Source organism: Gemella haemolysans (assembly GCF_012273215.1).
In the GTDB taxonomy this organism is placed as follows: Bacteria; Bacillota; Bacilli; order Staphylococcales; family Gemellaceae; genus Gemella; species Gemella haemolysans_A.
The window spans coordinates 913,111-930,203 of the sequence record NZ_CP050965.1 but is presented as its reverse complement, the minus strand read 5'-3'; the positions used below and the strand labels follow the sequence as shown (position 1 = coordinate 930,203).

Sequence of the window (17,093 nt, the reverse complement as noted above, 5' to 3'; positions counted from 1 at the left end):
TTGCTAAAGTATTTATTAGTTTATTTTAAAATTCATTATATGATAACGAGGTGATTGAGTGAAAAGTGAAAAGTTAGAAGTTAAAAACTTAGTTTTTAATTATGGAGTAAAAAATATTTTGAATGATATTTCGTTCAATGTTGAAAAAGGGGAATTCATAGCTGTAGTTGGTAAGAGTGGTGCAGGTAAATCAACTTTACTTCGTTGCTTGAATTTATTAAATAAACCCAAATCTGGGGAAATTAATATTGCAGGTGAGAATATAATAAATTTTAATAAAAAGAAGTTGAAACTTATTAGAAGAAAAATTGCTTTTATCTTCCAAGATTACAATGTTCTTGATAATCTTTATACAGTTGAAAATGTTTTAACTCCTTATTTAGTAAATAAGTCGGCTCTTGGTTTATTACTTGGATATACAAAAAAAGAGTATATTGAAGGTGTAGGATATTTAAAACAGGTTGGATTAGAAGAAGAAGCGTTTAAAAAATCTAAGTATTTATCAGGAGGGCAAAAACAGCGTGTTGCAATAGCTAAAGCCCTTGCTCAAAATCCAACAATATTGTTAGCTGACGAGCCTATAAGTAGTTTAGATGAAAAAAATACTACATTAATTATGGATACATTTAAAAAGTTGAATGAAGAAAATGGAATTACTGTTTTAATTAACTTACACGATGTAAATCTTGCAAAAAAATATAGTACAAAGATTTTAGGATTGAAAGACGGAAAAGTTTTATTTTATAAAGATTCTGCTATGGTGACTGAAGATGAATTTGAAGAACTTTATAATTAAAAAACATATAAATAAAATATTAGCGGGGATATTTGGAATATGTATATTTTTGATTGCTAACATTCAATATGATGCTAAGACTTTTTCAGTAGGATTTAAAAGAATACAAAATTTATTAGGTCGTATGTATCCTATTGATTTTACAATTCTAGGAGAACTAAAACAACCTATAATTGAAACTATAAATATTGCTTTGTTTTCATCAATATTAGCTTTATTTACAGCGTTATTATTTTTACCGATATTGACAAATGTACTTTTTAAATTGAAAATAATACCTAAAATATTTAGTGCTGTATTTTCTATTTTTAGAACAATACCTTTTCTAATTATTGCGGCTATTCTTGTTAGTTTATTTAGTACAGGTGTGTTTAGTGGATTTGTAAGTATTTATTTAATTAATTTCCTTACAGCTTCTAAATTGCTTAAGGAGTATGCAGAAGAAGTAGAGATTAAACAGCTAGAGGCAATGGAGTCACTAGGAAGCTCAAAATTTATTATATATAAAAATGCAATTCTTTCTAATTTGAAACCTCAAGTAATTTCGGTTTATTTTCTAACATTGGAGTCTAGTATTCGTGGAGCGAGTGTTCTAGGATTAGTAGGAGCAGGTGGGATAGGTCAAAGATTGTGGCAAGAGCTGAATCATTTGAGATATGATAGAGTCTCAATAATTATACTTACTCTAGTAATTTTAATATTTTTTATCGATTTAGTGAGTTACTTTTTTAGAAATTATAGTAATTCTTCACAATTAACTTTTGATAAATTCATCTTTAGAAAAAATACTATTAGAGTTGTTACACCTATAGTTCTAGTTGGAAGCATTCTATATGTCGCTAAATATATTACTATTACTCAAGAAAGATTTTTAATAGGATTAAAACAGTTAAAAGTATTGGGGAATGGAATTATAAATCCTGATCTAGCATATGTACCAAAGATGTTTACCGAGTTAATGGTAAGTATTGAAATAGCTTTTAGTGCAACGATATTTGCAGCAGTAACAGCGATTTTTACATCGTACTTATCTTCTGTTAATTTGTTTGGTAAATATAAAGCGCTAAGCATGAAAATTTTTATAAATATACTAAGAACATTCCCGCCAATAATAGTAGCCTTAATATTCTTTAGAGGATTTGGACCAGGGGCAATAAGTAGCTTTTTCGCATTATACATTTATACAGTTGGTGTAATGACAAAAATGTATAATGAAGTTCTAGAAGGGATAAATACTAATGTACTTTTAATGACGAAGAGTTTAGGTCTTGGAAGTTTCATTAGTTATATAAAAATAATATTTAATGGATATTTCCCTGAATTTGTTACTATAGTGTTGTATAGATTTGAATCAAATATTAAAAATTCTACGATACTTGGAATGGTTGGAGCAGGTGGAATTGGACATTTACTTGTAAATAATATAGAATATAGAAATTGGAATAGAATTTCAACATTATTAATTGGGTTATCACTTTCGATAATCATTATAGAAAATATATCATATTTAATTAGAATGAAAGTTAAAAAATAGTGTAAAATTACATAGGAGGATTAAATGCGTTTAAAAGTAGGAAAAATTGTAAATACGCACTCATTGAAAGGAGAAGTAAAAGTAATTTCATCTACAGATTTTGAAGAGCAACGCTTTGAAAAAGGCACTGAATTATTAATAACACGTGGTAATCAAGTTGTAAAAGAAGTGACTGTAGAAAGCTATAGAACACATAAAAACAACCTTTTGGTGAAGTTTGTTGGAATTGACTCGATTGAAGAAGCTGAAAAACTTAAAAATCTGCAAATTAAAATTGATTCAGATAATATTGGAGAGTTGGAAGAAAATGAATTCTACTTTCATGAGATCATCGGATGTGAAGTTTTTGATGAAAATGGAAAATCTTTAGGTGAAATTTCTGAAATCTTAACACCAGGAGCTAATGATGTTTGGGTTATAAAATCTCAAAATGGTAAAGAAATCTTGATACCATACATTGAGGATATAGTGAAGAAAATAGATGTTGAGAATAAGAAAATAGATATCGAAGTTATGGAAGGACTAATTGACTAATGAAAATTGATATACTGACGTTATTTCCTGATATGTTTGATTCGTTAAATCATTCGATTTTAGGAAAAGCAAAAGATAATAAGTTATTAGACATAAATATAGTAGATTATCGTAAATTCTCTGGGAATAAGCATAATCAAGTAGATGATTATCCATTCGGTGGTGGTCAAGGTATGGTTTTAAAACCTGAACCAATATTTAATGCTGTAGAAAGTTTAGATAAAACAGATAAAACACGTATCATCTTATTATGTCCTCAAGGAGAAAGATTTAGTCAGAAAAAAGCTGAGGAACTTTCAGAAGAAGAGCATTTAATATTTATCTGTGGTCATTATGAAGGATACGATGAGAGAATTAGAGAATCCCTTGTAACTGATGAACTCTCAATTGGAGATTTCATTTTAACTGGTGGGGAATTTGCTGCGATGACTATGGTTGATAGTATTGCTAGACTAGTACCAGATGTATTAGGAAAAGAAGAATCTCATAAAGATGATTCATTTTCAACAGGTCTTTTAGAATATCCACAATACACAAGACCAAAAGATTACAAAGGGATGGTAGTTCCTGATGTGCTAACAAGTGGACATCATAAGAACATAGAAACTTACAGAAAAAAAGAAAGTCTACGAAGAACATATCTAAGACGTCCAGATTTACTAGATAACTATGAATTTAGTAAAGAGGAATCAAAATTACTCGATGAAATAAAAAAAGAATTAAAAAATTAACATAAAATAAATGACATAACTATATTTTTGATGTATAATATTAATATAGTATGTATTGTAAGCACAGGAGGATTAGAAGTAATGACAACTTCATTTGAGGAATTATTAAATAGCTCAGAAATGCTGAAAAAAGGAGATAAAGTAACTGGTACAGTATCTAAAATCGATAATGATAAAGTATACGTTGATGTAGCAGGAGCTCAATACGACTGCGTAATTTTACGTAATCAAATTACAAGAAAACCATTCGAAAATATTGAAGAAGTATTATCAGTTGGCGATGAAGTAGAAGCTCAAGTAACAGGAATCAGAGCTGACCGTGAAAAAAGATCAGAAGACGTACCTGGTGTAATTTATTTATCATACAAAATTTTAGAAAATGCTGAATATAAAAAATTAATGGAATTATCTTGGACAGGAATCATTGAAAAATTTGAAAATGGAGAATTAATTCAAGCTACAGTTTCAGGACAAACTAAAGGTGGATTATTAGCAGACGTAGAAGGATTACGTGCGTTTATCCCAGGTTCATATATCGACACTAAATTTAGAAAAGACCTATCTAAATTTGTAGGAAATGAGTACACATTCAAAATTGAAGAAGTGGACAAATCTAAAAATAAAATTATCTTAAACAGACGTGTAATTTTAGAAGAAGAAAAAGCTAAAAAATTAGCTGAAGTATACGGAAACATTAATGAAGGTGATGTTATTGAAGGTAAAGTTAGTCGTATTACTGACTTCGGTGCTTTTGTAAACATTGGTGAAGTTGACGGATTACTTCACATCTCAGAAATTTCTCACGCTCGTGTAGAAAAAGTTTCTGACGTAATTTCAGTTGGGGATACAGTTAAAGTTGCTGTTATCGCTGTAGATAAAGAAAATGAAAAAATTTCACTTTCAGCAAAAACATTATTACCAACTCAATGGGAAGTAGCTCGTGCTACAATCAAAGCTGGTGATGTATTAGAAGGAGTTGTTCGTAACACAACTGCATTCGGTGCTTTCGTAGAAGTTTTACCAGAAGTTGAAGGATTAGTTCACATTTCTCAAATTTCTCATGATAGAGTAACAAACGTAGAAGACGTTCTTAAAAAAGGTGACAAAGTTACTGTAAAAGTATTAGAATTTGATTTCGAAAGCGAAAGATTATCTCTATCAATCAAAGAACTTTTAGAAAAACCAGTTAAAGAAGAAGTTAAAGAAGAAGCAGAATACGATACTTCTTACTTAAAAGATGAAGATACTTCATTTAGTTTAGGTGACAAATTTAAAGACATCGAACTTTAATTTTAAAAAATAGAGAAATAAAGGCAGTAGATAGCTTGTCTATTGCTTTTATTTTTTAGGTATAAAGATAAAGTAAAAATTTAAAGATATGGAGGGAAAAACATGGCAAAACCAACAGTTGCGATAATAGGACGCCCTAATGTAGGTAAATCTACAATTTTCAATAAAATTATTGGTGATAGACTTTCAATCGTTGAAGACGTAGCAGGTGTTACGCGAGATAGAATTTATTCAAAAGCAGAATGGTTGAACTATTCATTCTTCATGATTGATACAGGGGGAATTGAGTTAGAAGATACTCCATTCCAAAAACAAATCAGAGCGCAAGCTGAATTAGCAATCGATGAAGCCGATGTAATTATATTCTTAACAAACGGTCGCGATGGTGTTACTAGTGATGATGAAGAAGTTGCAAAATTATTATATAAAACTGATAAACCAGTAGTTCTTGCAGTAAATAAAATTGATAATTTTGATATGAATCATATGATTTATGATTTCTATTCATTAGGATTTGGAGATCCATTCCCAATTTCTGGATCACACGGTTTAGGTATCGGTGATTTATTAGATGAAGTTTGTAAAAACTTTAAAGTTCTAGAAGAAGAGGAAGAAGATGATAAAATCAGGTTCTCACTAATAGGACGACCTAACGTAGGGAAATCTAGTTTAATTAACACAATCCTAGGAGAAGAGCGTGTAATTGCCTCTGATATTGCTGGTACAACACGTGATGCTATTGATACTGACTTCAAACATAATGGTGATGAATATGTAGTAATTGATACAGCTGGTATTAGAAAACGTGGTAAGGTTTATGAAAGTTGTGAAAAATATTCAGTTCTACGTTCTCTTAAAGCTATTGAACGTTCAGATGTCGTCTTAGTTGTTCTTAATGCTGAAGAAGGTATTATTGAACAAGATAAGAAAGTAGCTGGATATGCTCACGAATCTGGAAAAGGTGTAATCATCGTTGTAAACAAATGGGATGCAATTGAAAAAGATGATAAAACTATGAAAGAATTTGAAGAAAAAATTCGTGATAGTTTTGCATACCTAGATTATGCGAAAATCGTTTATGTTTCTGCAAAAACAAAACAACGTGTATTTAACATATTCCCATTAATTAAAGAATCTTATGAAAATAGACAACGTCGTATTCAAAGTTCTACACTTAACGAAATCGTTGTGGATGCTGTTTCTATGAATCCAACACCACAAGATAAAGGTAAAAGACTTAATATTTTCTATGCATCGCAAGTTGCGATTAATCCACCGACATTCGTGTTCTTCGTGAATTATCCAGAACTTATGCACTTCTCATATGAGAGATTTTTAGAAAATAGAATTCGTGATTCATTCAATTTCGAAGGAACTCCTATTAAACTATTAGCAAGACAAAGAAACTAGTAAGGATATTTTAGGTATTCAAATTTCGATATATTAACTTAATAAAGTGTTAAGAGAGTGGGGCTGACTCGACAAAATCGATTTCTACGGAATCACGATTTTTGAGTCAGTCCCGCTCTTTTTGCTAGTTAAATTATGAAACTATTGTTGAAAAATAACTTATGAAATTTTCATTTAAATTTAATGGTAAAATTTAGTCAAAATACTAGCAAATATACTTAAAACATGGTATAATTCATCTTATATAATTTACTAATTAGGAGGTAATCTATATGCCATTAGGATATTATGGAATGTCAGGAAGTTATATACTTTACTTTTTACTAATTATGTTAATCCCACTATGGGCACAATTCAAAGTAAAAAGAACATACGAAAGATATAAAAAAGTAAGAACAAAATCAGGATTAACTGGAAAAGAAGTTGCGGAAATAATAATGCAAGCAAATGGAATTACAGGTGTTAGAGTAGTAAGAGGTGAGGTTGAATTATCAGACCACTATGATCCAACTAATAATGTTGTAGTTTTATCACCAATTGTACATGATCAACCTACAGTTGCATCAGTTGCAATTGCTGCACACGAAATTGGTCACGTTATTCAAGATAAAGTAGCCGACTACAAACCGATGAGATGGAGACACTCACTAGTACCTTTAGCAAATCTTGGAGGAAACTTATCAACTATTCTTATTATGGTAGGATTCTTATTAACAGGATTAATCGGACAATTTGGTTATACTGTTGCTTGGGTTGGAGTAGGCTTTATGCTATTTGCAGTACTATTCCAAGTAGTGACATTACCTGTAGAGTTCGATGCTTCAAAGCGTGCTTTAGAGCAAGTAATTGATTTAAATATTGTAGATGATCAAGAACACAGACACTGTCGAAAAGTTCTAACTGCGGCAGCATTAACATATGTAGCAGCAGCGATGGTTGCTTTAATGGAACTATTAAGATTCATCTTTATCTTATTAAACAGTAATAATAGAGATTAATATAAAATTAATCTAATATACGGATATATAATTTAACGACTTAAAGTTAAGAATTTTTTAAAATTTTGATCTTTGAGTCGTTTATTTTTTTATATATGTACTATTAAAAAGATATAATTTTAAATAGTTTTACATGATAACTTATAAATACAGTGGCTTATTATTATCTAAATTCGTTTTATAGATGCTTTTAAGATTTTCAATAAACTTTGCGGGATGAGTTAATGACGATATCATGATTTTTCTATTCATTTAAGTAAATAATAAAGCTAAGTAACTAGTATATAAAGCTTTCATAATATTCGTATTAGTGTTATAATATTGTAAGATTATATAATAAAGAGGTAAAAAATGATTTACGGAATCGGTTGTGATATCGTGGATATTCATCGCTTCGAAAAGTATGTTGATGATAAAAAACGACTTGAAAAATTATATACAGAAAATGAATTAAATGAATTTTATAAAATAACAAATAATAGAAGGAAAATGGAGTTTCTTGCGGGACGATTTGCCGTAAAAGAAGCAACCTCTAAAGCACTTGGAGTAGGAATTTCTAAGGAATTTTCTTTTCATGATGTTGAGGTGAAAAAAGATGAAAATGGAAAACCATTTATAGAATATGGTGACTTTAGGACACATCTGACTATAAGCCATACTGATACAACAGTAGTGGCGTTTGTTGTTTTAGAGAAAGGGGATTAGATTAATGATTAATGATAGACCAACACAATTAAGAGTAAATTTGGATGCATTGCTTAATAATTATAATAAGCTAAATAGTCTTAATAATGAAAAAATAGGGTTAGCTGTTGTTAAAGCTGATTCTTATGGATTAGGTTCGAAAGTAATCGCAGAGCATCTATATCAAAATGGAGTTAGACATTTCGCAACAGCAACATTAGAAGAAGCTTTAGAACTTAAAGATGTTATTAAAGATAGCATGGTTCTTGTATTAGGAGTTATAAATTCCCAAAATGTTAAATATGCAGTAGAAAATAATGTCTCTTTAACTTGTCCTTCTAAAGAGTGGTTAGAAGAATCTTTAGTACACTTGCAACAAATTGAAGGAAAATTAAAAATTCATGTTAAGCTAGACACTGGTATGGGAAGAATTGGAACTTCTGATTTAGAAGAACTAAAAGAAATTGATAACTTATTAGATTCGGAAAAAATTGATTTTGAAGGAATTTTCTCACACTACTCAAATGCTGATGGAGAGGATGATAATTATGACAATTATCAGACAGAAAATTTCGAAAGAAGTCTTAAAATCTTTACACATAAACCAAAATACATTCATATAGAAAATTCAGCTGGTACAGTTAAGTATAGCAATAGAGATGATCAGTATAATCTTACAAGAATTGGTATTGCTATGTATGGATGTTATCCTAGCGGAAATATTGAGAAATTAGATAAGGTGCAACTAGAACCTGTAGCTAGTTTAGTTAGTAAAGTGACACATGTGAAAAAATTTCAGGCAGGACAAAAGCTTGGTTATGGTGTTAGTTATGAAGCTAAACAAGATGAATATATCGCAACAGTGCCAATAGGATATGCAGATGGTTTACTACGAAGAGCCCAAGGGTTTAAAATTAGAGTAGGATCTGAAGAGTGTGAGATTGTCGGACGTGTATGTATGGACCAACTTATGGTTCGTTGTAGTAAAAATGTAAAAGTGGGTGACGACGTACTATTCTTTGGAGAATATAGCGGACAAAAAGTCTCAGTAGACGAATTCGCTGAATATCAAAATACAATAAGTTATGAAATATTTTGTTGTATAAATAAACGTGTTCCAAGAGTTTATTATAAAAATAAGATGGAGTTATAGAATGTACGAGAAAATTACAAAAAATTTAGCAACTAAGCTAAAAATACAAGATAAATATATAGTAAATGTATTGAATCTGTTAGAAGAAGGAAATACAATTGCTTTTATCGCTAGGTATAGAAAAGAATTAACAAATTCATTAGACGAAGTTGCAATAAAACAAATTCAAGATGAATTTAATTACTTAAAATCTCTTGAAGAAAGAAAAGAAGAAGTAATTAGATTAATTTCAGAAAAAGGTCTACTTACTGACGAGTTGAAAAAAGATATTTTAGCTCAAGAAAAACTACAAAGGGTAGAAGATTTGTATCGTCCGTTTAAAGAGAAAAAACGTACGAAAGCTACGATAGCTAAAGAAAAAGGATTAGAAAATTTAGCTAACTACATATTAAAATTACCAAAATCAATTGATGATTTAAATAAAGAAGCAGCTAAATATATAAATGCAGAAAAAGAAGTAAATAGTATTGAAGAAGCAATTAATTATGCACTAGATATTATTGCTGAAAATATTTCTGATAGTGCAAAATATCGTGAGTATGTATTAGAAAACACTAGAAAATTCGGTCAAATCACTTCAGTGCTGAAAAAAGGTGGAGAAGAGAAAGACGAAAACTCTACATACAAAAACTACTACGAATTCGGTGAACAAATTTCGAAAATTGCTTCTCATAGAATTCTTGCTTTAAATAGAGCAGAAAAAGAAGGAATAATTCGTGTAAGTATAGAAAACGATAAAGATAGATTACATAATTATATTCTTAGAGGGCTAACAAAAAATCGCCAAACAGCAATAAATGAATTACTATTAGAATGTATTGCGGATAGTATGAAACGTTTAATCTATCCGTCTATTGAAAGAGAAATTCGAAGTGACTTAACGAAGAAAGCAGAAGAAGATTCTGTAGTTATTTTCTCAGAAAACTTAAAACAGCTTTTAATGCAAAGTCCACTAAAAAATAAAAAAGTACTAGGGATAGATCCAGCGTTCAGAACTGGTTGTAAGATGGCGATTGTTGATGAATATGGTAATTTTATAGATAAGATGGTTATCTATCCACATAAACCAGCATCAGTAGACAAACAAGAGAAATCTAAAAAAGATCTAATTAAATTTATTAATAAACATAATATCAATCTGATTGCTATTGGTAATGGGACAGCATCTCGTGAAACTGAAAAATTTGTTGTAGAAAATTTAAAAGAAGCGGGATTAAAAAAAGATTATGTTATAGTAAATGAAGCGGGGGCGAGTGTTTACTCTGCTAGTGAAGTAGCTCGTGAAGAATTCCCTGATTTTAATGTAGAAGAAAGAAGCGCAGTATCTATTGCACGCCGTATTCAAGATCCGCTTAGTGAACTTGTAAAAATTGATCCTAAGTCTATTGGTGTTGGACAATATCAACACGATATAACACCTAAGTTTTTAGAAAAAGAGCTTACTTTCGTAGTAGAAACAGCGGTAAATAAAGTAGGGGTAAATGTTAATACTGCCTCAGTATCTTTATTATCATATGTTTCAGGTGTTAATAAGCAAATAGCTAAGAATATTGTGGCTTATCGCCAAGAAAATGGAAAAATAGAAACTATTAAAGAAATTGCTAAAGTACCAAGATTAGGTAAGAAAACATATGAGCAATGTGTAGGATTCTTTAGAATATCGGATAGTAAAAATATCTTTGATGCTACAGGTATCCATCCTGAGAGTTATAAAGCTGCAGAAAATTTATTAAAAGAATTGAAATTATCTACAAAGGAAGTTGGAACTGAAGAGTTTGCAACTACTGTGGAAGCTGTAGACAAGAAAGAACTGGCTGAAAAAATCGGTGTAGGATTAGAAACACTAGAAGATATAATTAAAGATTTAAAACAGCCATTACGTGATGAACGTGAATCATTTGCTAAACCATTGTTAAAATCAGATATTCTGACAATAGATGACCTGCAAATTGGTGTGAAATTAGCAGGAACTGTTAGAAATATTACACAGTTTGGAGCTTTTATAGATATCGGTCTTAAGAAAGATGCTATGGTTCATATTTCAAAAATTAGTAAAAATTATATTAAAAACCCATTAGACGTGTTGAGTGTAGGACAAATTGTTGATGTTTATGTTATTGACGTAGACAAAGAACGAGGTCGTGTTGCACTAGCGATGTTTAAAGATTAGAGGAGGTAGAAATGAGTAATAACAAATCAAAATACCTTCCGAGTATAGATAGCTTGAGGGCATTGGCAGTATTAGCAGTTATTATTTATCACGTCGATGTAAATTACCTACCAGGTGGTTTCTTAGGTGTTGATCTATTCTTTGTTTTATCAGGTTATTTAATAAGTTCATTGATTATTAAAGAATATAAAAAGACAGGTTCTCTAAATTTATATAATTTTTATTTAAGAAGGGCCAGACGTCTATTGCCAGCAGTGTATTTTATGATAACTGTAGGATTAATAGTTATGGTGCTATTCAATGATGTACTACTACGTAAAAGTCATCTTGATGCAATATTTGGTTATATATATTCAAGTAACTGGTGGTATATATTCCATAAATTAGATTACTTTGATAGTTTTGGATCTCAAAGTCCATTTAAACATTTATGGTCATTAGCAATTGAAGAACAATTTTACATGGTTTTCCCGTTATTATTTTTAATATTTAATGGGAAAAAGAAAGCCAAAGATGGAACATATAAATTAAATAAGACCTTTTTATATGTTGTTATAGGATTAGTACTTATATCTTTAATAACGCATATTTTATTATTCGATATAAATAATATAAGTAGAATTTATTTTGGAACTGACACAAGAGCATTTTCATTACTTGTAGGTGTGGTAGGTGCGATTTTATATCCTATAGATAAACTTAATACGAGAGTAACGACTAAAGAAAATATACGTTATAGTTTAGTATCGTTTGTTTCAATAGCTATCTTAATAACAATCATGATTTATACTTCAGAGTATAATACTTGGCTATATCGAGGAGGATTCCTACTTGTAGCTATTTTAGGGTTAGTAATTATTATTAGTAGTGGAAAACAGCATACTATAATGTCAAAACTATTATCATTCAAACCAATTGTATTTATTGGTAAGATTTCTTATAGTTTATACTTATGGCATTTTCCAATATTAGTGTTGACTACACCAGTGTCAGAAATTGGTAATCCTAATATTTTATATGTAATACTACGAATTATCCTTACGTTTGCTGTAGCTATTATAAGCTACGTATTTGTTGAGACACCAATGCGAAAACTAGGATTTATAAACTACGTTAACCTAGTTTACAAAAAAATAGTAAAACGTCCTAAAAAAGCAAGAAAAGTATACGCTAGTATTATAGGTGTTGTATCATTACTATTTGTGATGGGAATATTTGGGAAAGGTGTTCCATTCCTTTCAACAGCATTTGTAAAAGAAATGGAAAACAATAAAGAAACTCAATTTGTAAATAATCAAAATAATAATAGTGATAATAATCAAAATAAATCAACTGACGAGAATAAAGATACCAAAGAAAATAAAAATGATAAAAATAATTCAAATAAGAAATATAGTTCTGTAGTTGTAATGGGAGATTCTCTGACAGTTGATATAGGAGAGAAATTTAAAGAGTTATATCCAGGAGCTGTTATCGATGGTAAAATCGGTCGACAATTATATATGGCCGTAGATGAAGCTAAAAATTACGTTCAATATAACAATGAGAATTCAGCGATAATATTCCAACTAGGAACTAATGGACCATTCACTGAAAGCCAACTTGATGAATTAGTGAAGATTTTTGATAAAGCTGATATTTACTTCGTTAATGTTAAAGTACCAAGAGCTTGGGAAAAAACCGTAAATTCAGAGTTAACAAAAGCAAAAGAAAAATACTCTAATATAACGATAATCGATTGGTATTCGGTAGCAAATGGTAATACTACTTTATTTGAACCAGATAAAGTGCATTTAAAACCGAATGGCGCTGAAAGAATGGTTGATTTAATAGTGAAAAATCTTAAACGTCCAGTAGAAGTTAAAGAGGGAATGACTCAATAATCGTGATTTCAAAGAAATTAATTTTGTCGAGTCATCCCCGCACAGTTTATTAGATATCAATAAACCACTGCGTCTATGGGTTCCCATATACACTTTGTTAAAATTTAGGACTTTTATATCAGCCCTTTAAATAAAAAAGAAAAACTAAGTAGTTTTGAAAGACTGCTTAGTTTTATTTATTAAATTTTATTAAATAATAACAATATAAAAACGAAGAAGTATTATTTAATTGGAATTAAGTTTAGTTTCTCATGAATTTCTGAGCATAAGAAATTTAATTAATTTTTGTGATTGAAACATAAATATAGCAATTGATAAGGCTTTTATTAGTGAATTGTTGAACTTTCATTGAAATATGAATATAGTTTGTGATATAATAATTTAGTATTATAAATATAATTAATAGTGATAAAAGGAGATAACTATGACAAAAGTAAGAGTAAGATATGCACCATCTCCAACAGGAAATTTACATATCGGAAATGCAAGAACAGCATTATTTAATTACCTTTTTGCAAAACATTACGGTGGAGACTTCGTACTAAGAATTGAGGATACTGACTTCAAACGTAATAAAGAAGAAGGTGAAAGAAGCCAACTTAAATATATGGATTGGCTAGGTCTAGACTATGATGAAGGTATTGGAAAAGAAAAAGAGTTCGGTCCTTACCGTCAATCAGAAAGAATCGATATCTATCAAAAATATGCAGATCAACTTATTGCTGAAGATAAAGCATATAAATGTTACATGACTGCTGAAGAATTAGAAGCGGAAAGAGAAGAGCAAATTGCTAATGGATTACCACCACGCTATAGTGGAAAACATGCTCATCTTACTAAAGAAGAACAAGAAGCATTTGAAAAAGAAGGTAGAAAACCATCTATCCGTATTCGTGTTCCACAAGACAGAACTTATAAATTTGATGATATGGTTAAAGGTGAATTATCATTTGAAGGACACGACTTCGGTGATTTCGTAATCGTAAAAAATGATGGAGTAGCTACTTATAACTTTGCTGTAGCAATTGATGACCACTTAATGCAAATTTCACATGTACTTCGTGGAGATGACCACGTATCAAATACACCAAAACAACTTGTTGTATATGAAGCATTAGGATTTGAACCACCAAGATTTGGTCACATGACTCTAATCGTAAATGAAAACAAGAAAAAATTATCTAAACGTGATGAAACAATCATTCAATTCATCGAACAATATGATGAATTAGGATACCTTCCAGAAGCATTATTCAACTTCATTACATTATTAGGATGGTCTCCAGAAGGTGAACAAGAAATTTTCACTAAAGAAGAATTTGTTAAAATCTTTGATGAAAAACGCTTAAGTAAATCACCAGCATTCTTCGATAATAACAAACTAACTTGGATCAATAACCAATATATCAAAGCACAACCTTTAGAAAGAATCGTAGACTTATCATTACCATTCTTCGTAAAAGAAGGTGTTGCAACTGCTGAAGAAGTAGAAGATAATAAAGCTTGGTTTGAAAAATTAATTTCATTATATCAACCACAAATGAGTTATGGTGCTGAAATCGTAGAATTAACAAAGCAATTCTTCGTTGAAGAAGTTAAATTTGATGAAGAAGAATTAGAAATTCTAAGACAAGAAACAACAGCAACAGTATTCGAAGATTTCTTAACAAAAGTTGAAGAAGTAGAAGAATTTACTGCTGATAACATCAAAGCTTTAATCAAAGCTATTCAAAAAGATACTGGAGTAAAAGGTAAAAACTTATTCATGCCAATCCGTATAGCTTCAACAGGATCAATGCATGGTCCAGAATTAAACACAAGCTTAGAATTACTAGGTAAAGAAAGAGTAGCATCTAGAGTAAAAGCTGCATTAGAAACAATCAAATAAAAAGTTTTAAATTTACATAAATTAAGGGCGAAATAAATTGAGAATATCTAATTTTAGATTAGCCCTTAATTTTGATTTTCCAGCTGGAAAAAATAAGAGAAGAAATATAAATAAAAGTAAAGAAAATATCTTGACATTTAACAGTAAATAAGGTATTATTACTTATGATATTGTTTATATATCTTCACGAGTAAGCCCCGGAAAACTTAGTCGTTATGACAGATTAAAAACAACATCTAGGAGGAAAAAAGACATGCGTCAAACATATATGGCAAAGCCATCAACTGTAGAAAAAAAATGGTATGTAATCGATGCTGAAGGACAAACTTTAGGTCGCTTATCATCAGAGGTAGCTTCAATTTTAAGAGGGAAACACAAACCTACTTATACACCACACATCGATACTGGGGATAATGTAATCATTATCAACGCTGAGAAAATTGTGTTAACTGGTAAAAAATTAACTGATAAAATTTACCGTCGTCACACAATGCACCCAGGTGGGTTAAAAGAAAGAACTGCTGGATTAATGGTAGAAAAATATCCAGAAGAACTTTTAGAACTATCTATCAAAGGTATGTTACCAAAAAATACTTTAGGTAGAGCTCAAGGAATGAAACTTCACGTTTACCGTGGAGCTGAACACCCACACGCAGCACAAAAACCAGAAAAATACGAATTACGTGGATAATATAGGAGGAAATAATTAAATGGCACAAGTAGAATATCGCGGTACAGGACGCCGTAAAAGCTCAGTAGCACGTGTAAGATTAGTACCTGGAACAGGGAAAGTTGTTATCAACAACAGAGAAATGCGTGAATACTTACCATTAGAATCATTAGTATTAGACTTAATGCAACCTTTAGAAGTTACATCTACTACAGGTAACTATGACGTTTTAGTTAACGTTAACGGTGGAGGATACACAGGACAAGCTCAAGCAATCCGTCACGGAATTGCACGTGCTTTACTAGAAGTAAACCCAGAATACCGTAAAGACTTAAAACCAGCAGGATTACTAACTCGTGACCCTCGTATGAAAGAACGTAAAAAATACGGTCTTCGTGGTGCGAGACGTGCTCCTCAATTCTCAAAACGTTAATATTGGTCTTATACCAAAGTACGTCAAGGCAACAGAGAACTTTCTCTGTTGTCTTTTTTTGTTCTTTGTCAAATGAGATGTAAAAAGTCCAAAATTAAGTTAGTAAAAAATAAAGAAACTGAGGCTACCTATAATTTAGTTGTAATCTCAGTTTCTAATTTAACATATTTTATTCATAAATCTCAGAATCTTTTAGTGTGAAAATAACTTCAGTTCCTTCTGGATAATTATCTAAAGATAATAATAGTATTTTTTCTTCTAATTTTTTTGGTTTTATTTCTGCGCTAACTTGAGCTATTTCATTTAACTCATCATACAAATTTTTAAATAATTTAGCATCCTTTACGTTAATTTTTGGATTTATTTGATAAATTGGAGTTTCTCCAAACCATGTATCTTCATTTTTAAAGTCAATTTCTGATTTTTCGTTAATCTTCAGCTTAATTGAAATATCATAATCAAAAGTATATCTATCAAATAATTTTGCTAGACTACTGATATAATCATGAGATCCTTTATTTGAGCGATTTATAAATTTAAGTTTTGCGCTATAGTCAATCGCATTAAGATCTAAGATTTCTGCTAATTTAAAAACATCGAATTCATCATATACATCAGAAGTAACAAAGTTAACTTTGACATCATATCCTACGCGTTGAAACTCTTGATATTTTTCTAAAAGTTCCTCTGAAGTTAAATCCTCATGATTTTCTTTCACATTGGTAACCGACTCTTTGCCACCCTCTATAACTTCTTGTTTAGGATATTTAACAGTCAATAAATAATTCATTCAATTATTCCTCCTTAATATTTAACACATTACTATTATACATATCTTTCAGTATATTTACAATAGAATGTATGAAGTTTAACATTAGATTAATACTCTGAATTTAATATATAGATATAATGGTAATTT

15 protein-coding genes are annotated in these 17,093 nt (G+C 30.2%); 14 read left to right on the top strand and 1 reads right to left on the bottom strand.

Annotated elements, in window-relative coordinates:
* The first annotated feature begins 58 nt into the window (after nt 1-58).
* The 14 genes from phnC to rpsI all read left to right on the top strand — a co-directional run bounded on the left by phnC (nt 59) and on the right by rpsI (nt 16,174).
* A complete protein-coding gene (gene phnC / locus FOC48_RS04385) occupies nt 59-796 on the top strand; it encodes a phosphonate ABC transporter ATP-binding protein (protein WP_003145877.1) in 738 nt (245 codons plus the stop codon).
* Entirely contained in the window at nt 771-2,330 is a 1,560-nt protein-coding gene (locus FOC48_RS04380) for a PhnE/PtxC family ABC transporter permease (protein ID WP_003145878.1), read from the top strand. Before phnC ends, FOC48_RS04380 begins: the two co-directional genes overlap by 26 nt.
* A gap of 24 nt (nt 2,331-2,354) precedes the next feature.
* Nucleotides 2,355-2,864 (top strand): ribosome maturation factor RimM, encoded by a 510-nt coding sequence (gene rimM / locus FOC48_RS04375; protein WP_003145879.1) that lies wholly within the window; start codon nt 2,355-2,357, stop codon nt 2,862-2,864.
* Nucleotides 2,864-3,595: a tRNA (guanosine(37)-N1)-methyltransferase TrmD gene (gene trmD, locus FOC48_RS04370; RefSeq protein WP_003145881.1), complete on the top strand. Its 732-nt coding sequence runs from the start codon at nt 2,864-2,866 to the stop codon at nt 3,593-3,595. The genes rimM and trmD overlap by 1 nt, the downstream gene beginning before the upstream one ends.
* A gap of 81 nt (nt 3,596-3,676) precedes the next feature.
* A complete protein-coding gene (gene rpsA / locus FOC48_RS04365; protein ID WP_035466759.1) occupies nt 3,677-4,885 on the top strand; it encodes a 30S ribosomal protein S1 in 1,209 nt (402 codons plus the stop codon).
* A 102-nt stretch (nt 4,886-4,987) separates the two neighbouring features.
* A complete protein-coding gene (gene der / locus FOC48_RS04360; protein WP_003145884.1) occupies nt 4,988-6,295 on the top strand; it encodes a ribosome biogenesis GTPase Der in 1,308 nt (435 codons plus the stop codon).
* Nucleotides 6,296-6,567: 272 nt separating this feature from the next.
* The gene (locus FOC48_RS04355; protein WP_003145886.1) at nt 6,568-7,293 is read left to right on the top strand and encodes a zinc metallopeptidase; all 726 of its coding nucleotides are present in this window, start codon (nt 6,568-6,570) and stop codon (nt 7,291-7,293) included.
* Between the two features lie 351 nt (nt 7,294-7,644).
* Complete coding sequence (gene acpS / locus FOC48_RS04350; RefSeq protein ID WP_003145887.1) at nt 7,645-7,998, top strand: holo-ACP synthase; 354 nt, start codon at nt 7,645-7,647, stop codon at nt 7,996-7,998.
* A gap of 4 nt (nt 7,999-8,002) precedes the next feature.
* Complete coding sequence (alr, locus tag FOC48_RS04345; protein ID WP_003145888.1) at nt 8,003-9,130, top strand: alanine racemase; 1,128 nt, start codon at nt 8,003-8,005, stop codon at nt 9,128-9,130.
* Nucleotide 9,131: 1 nt separating this feature from the next.
* Nucleotides 9,132-11,300 carry a Tex family protein gene (locus FOC48_RS04340; protein ID WP_003145889.1) on the top strand — a complete coding sequence of 723 codons (2,169 nt, stop codon included), beginning with the start codon at nt 9,132-9,134 and terminating at the stop codon, nt 11,298-11,300.
* A gap of 11 nt (nt 11,301-11,311) precedes the next feature.
* Nucleotides 11,312-13,183, top strand: a complete 1,872-nt coding sequence (locus FOC48_RS04335) for an acyltransferase family protein (protein WP_003145891.1) — start codon at nt 11,312-11,314, stop codon at nt 13,181-13,183.
* Between the two features lie 424 nt (nt 13,184-13,607).
* Nucleotides 13,608-15,071 (top strand): glutamate--tRNA ligase, encoded by a 1,464-nt coding sequence (gene gltX, locus FOC48_RS04330; RefSeq protein WP_003145892.1) that lies wholly within the window; start codon nt 13,608-13,610, stop codon nt 15,069-15,071.
* Nucleotides 15,072-15,324: 253 nt separating this feature from the next.
* The gene (gene rplM / locus FOC48_RS04325) at nt 15,325-15,762 is read left to right on the top strand and encodes a 50S ribosomal protein L13 (RefSeq protein WP_003144827.1); all 438 of its coding nucleotides are present in this window, start codon (nt 15,325-15,327) and stop codon (nt 15,760-15,762) included.
* A gap of 19 nt (nt 15,763-15,781) precedes the next feature.
* Nucleotides 15,782-16,174 (top strand): 30S ribosomal protein S9, encoded by a 393-nt coding sequence (gene rpsI / locus FOC48_RS04320; RefSeq protein WP_003145894.1) that lies wholly within the window; start codon nt 15,782-15,784, stop codon nt 16,172-16,174.
* Between the two features lie 169 nt (nt 16,175-16,343).
* On the opposite strand, the gene FOC48_RS04315 is transcribed toward rpsI, so the two are convergent.
* A complete protein-coding gene (locus tag FOC48_RS04315) occupies nt 16,344-16,964 on the bottom strand; it encodes a hypothetical protein (protein ID WP_003145895.1) in 621 nt (206 codons plus the stop codon).
* Between the last annotated feature and the right edge of the window lie 129 nt (nt 16,965-17,093).

Excerpts from the sequence above, each read along its gene's own strand:
- der (WP_003145884.1), top strand. The coding sequence starts at position 4,988 with ATGGCAAAACCAACAGTTGCGATAATAGGACGCCCTAATGTAGGTAAA.
- rimM (WP_003145879.1), top strand. The coding sequence starts at position 2,355 with ATGCGTTTAAAAGTAGGAAAAATTGTAAATACGCACTCATTGAAAGGA.
- rpsA (WP_035466759.1), top strand. The coding sequence starts at position 3,677 with ATGACAACTTCATTTGAGGAATTATTAAATAGCTCAGAAATGCTGAAA.
- alr (WP_003145888.1), top strand. The coding sequence starts at position 8,003 with ATGATTAATGATAGACCAACACAATTAAGAGTAAATTTGGATGCATTG.
- rplM (WP_003144827.1), top strand. The coding sequence starts at position 15,325 with ATGCGTCAAACATATATGGCAAAGCCATCAACTGTAGAAAAAAAATGG.
- FOC48_RS04315 (WP_003145895.1), bottom strand. The coding sequence starts at position 16,964 with ATGAATTATTTATTGACTGTTAAATATCCTAAACAAGAAGTTATAGAG.
- FOC48_RS04380 (WP_003145878.1), top strand. The coding sequence starts at position 771 with ATGAATTTGAAGAACTTTATAATTAAAAAACATATAAATAAAATATTA.
- trmD (WP_003145881.1), top strand. The coding sequence starts at position 2,864 with ATGAAAATTGATATACTGACGTTATTTCCTGATATGTTTGATTCGTTA.
- gltX (WP_003145892.1), top strand. The coding sequence starts at position 13,608 with ATGACAAAAGTAAGAGTAAGATATGCACCATCTCCAACAGGAAATTTA.
- acpS (WP_003145887.1), top strand. The coding sequence starts at position 7,645 with ATGATTTACGGAATCGGTTGTGATATCGTGGATATTCATCGCTTCGAA.
- FOC48_RS04335 (WP_003145891.1), top strand. The coding sequence starts at position 11,312 with ATGAGTAATAACAAATCAAAATACCTTCCGAGTATAGATAGCTTGAGG.
- FOC48_RS04355 (WP_003145886.1), top strand. The coding sequence starts at position 6,568 with ATGCCATTAGGATATTATGGAATGTCAGGAAGTTATATACTTTACTTT.
- rpsI (WP_003145894.1), top strand. The coding sequence starts at position 15,782 with ATGGCACAAGTAGAATATCGCGGTACAGGACGCCGTAAAAGCTCAGTA.
- FOC48_RS04340 (WP_003145889.1), top strand. The coding sequence starts at position 9,132 with ATGTACGAGAAAATTACAAAAAATTTAGCAACTAAGCTAAAAATACAA.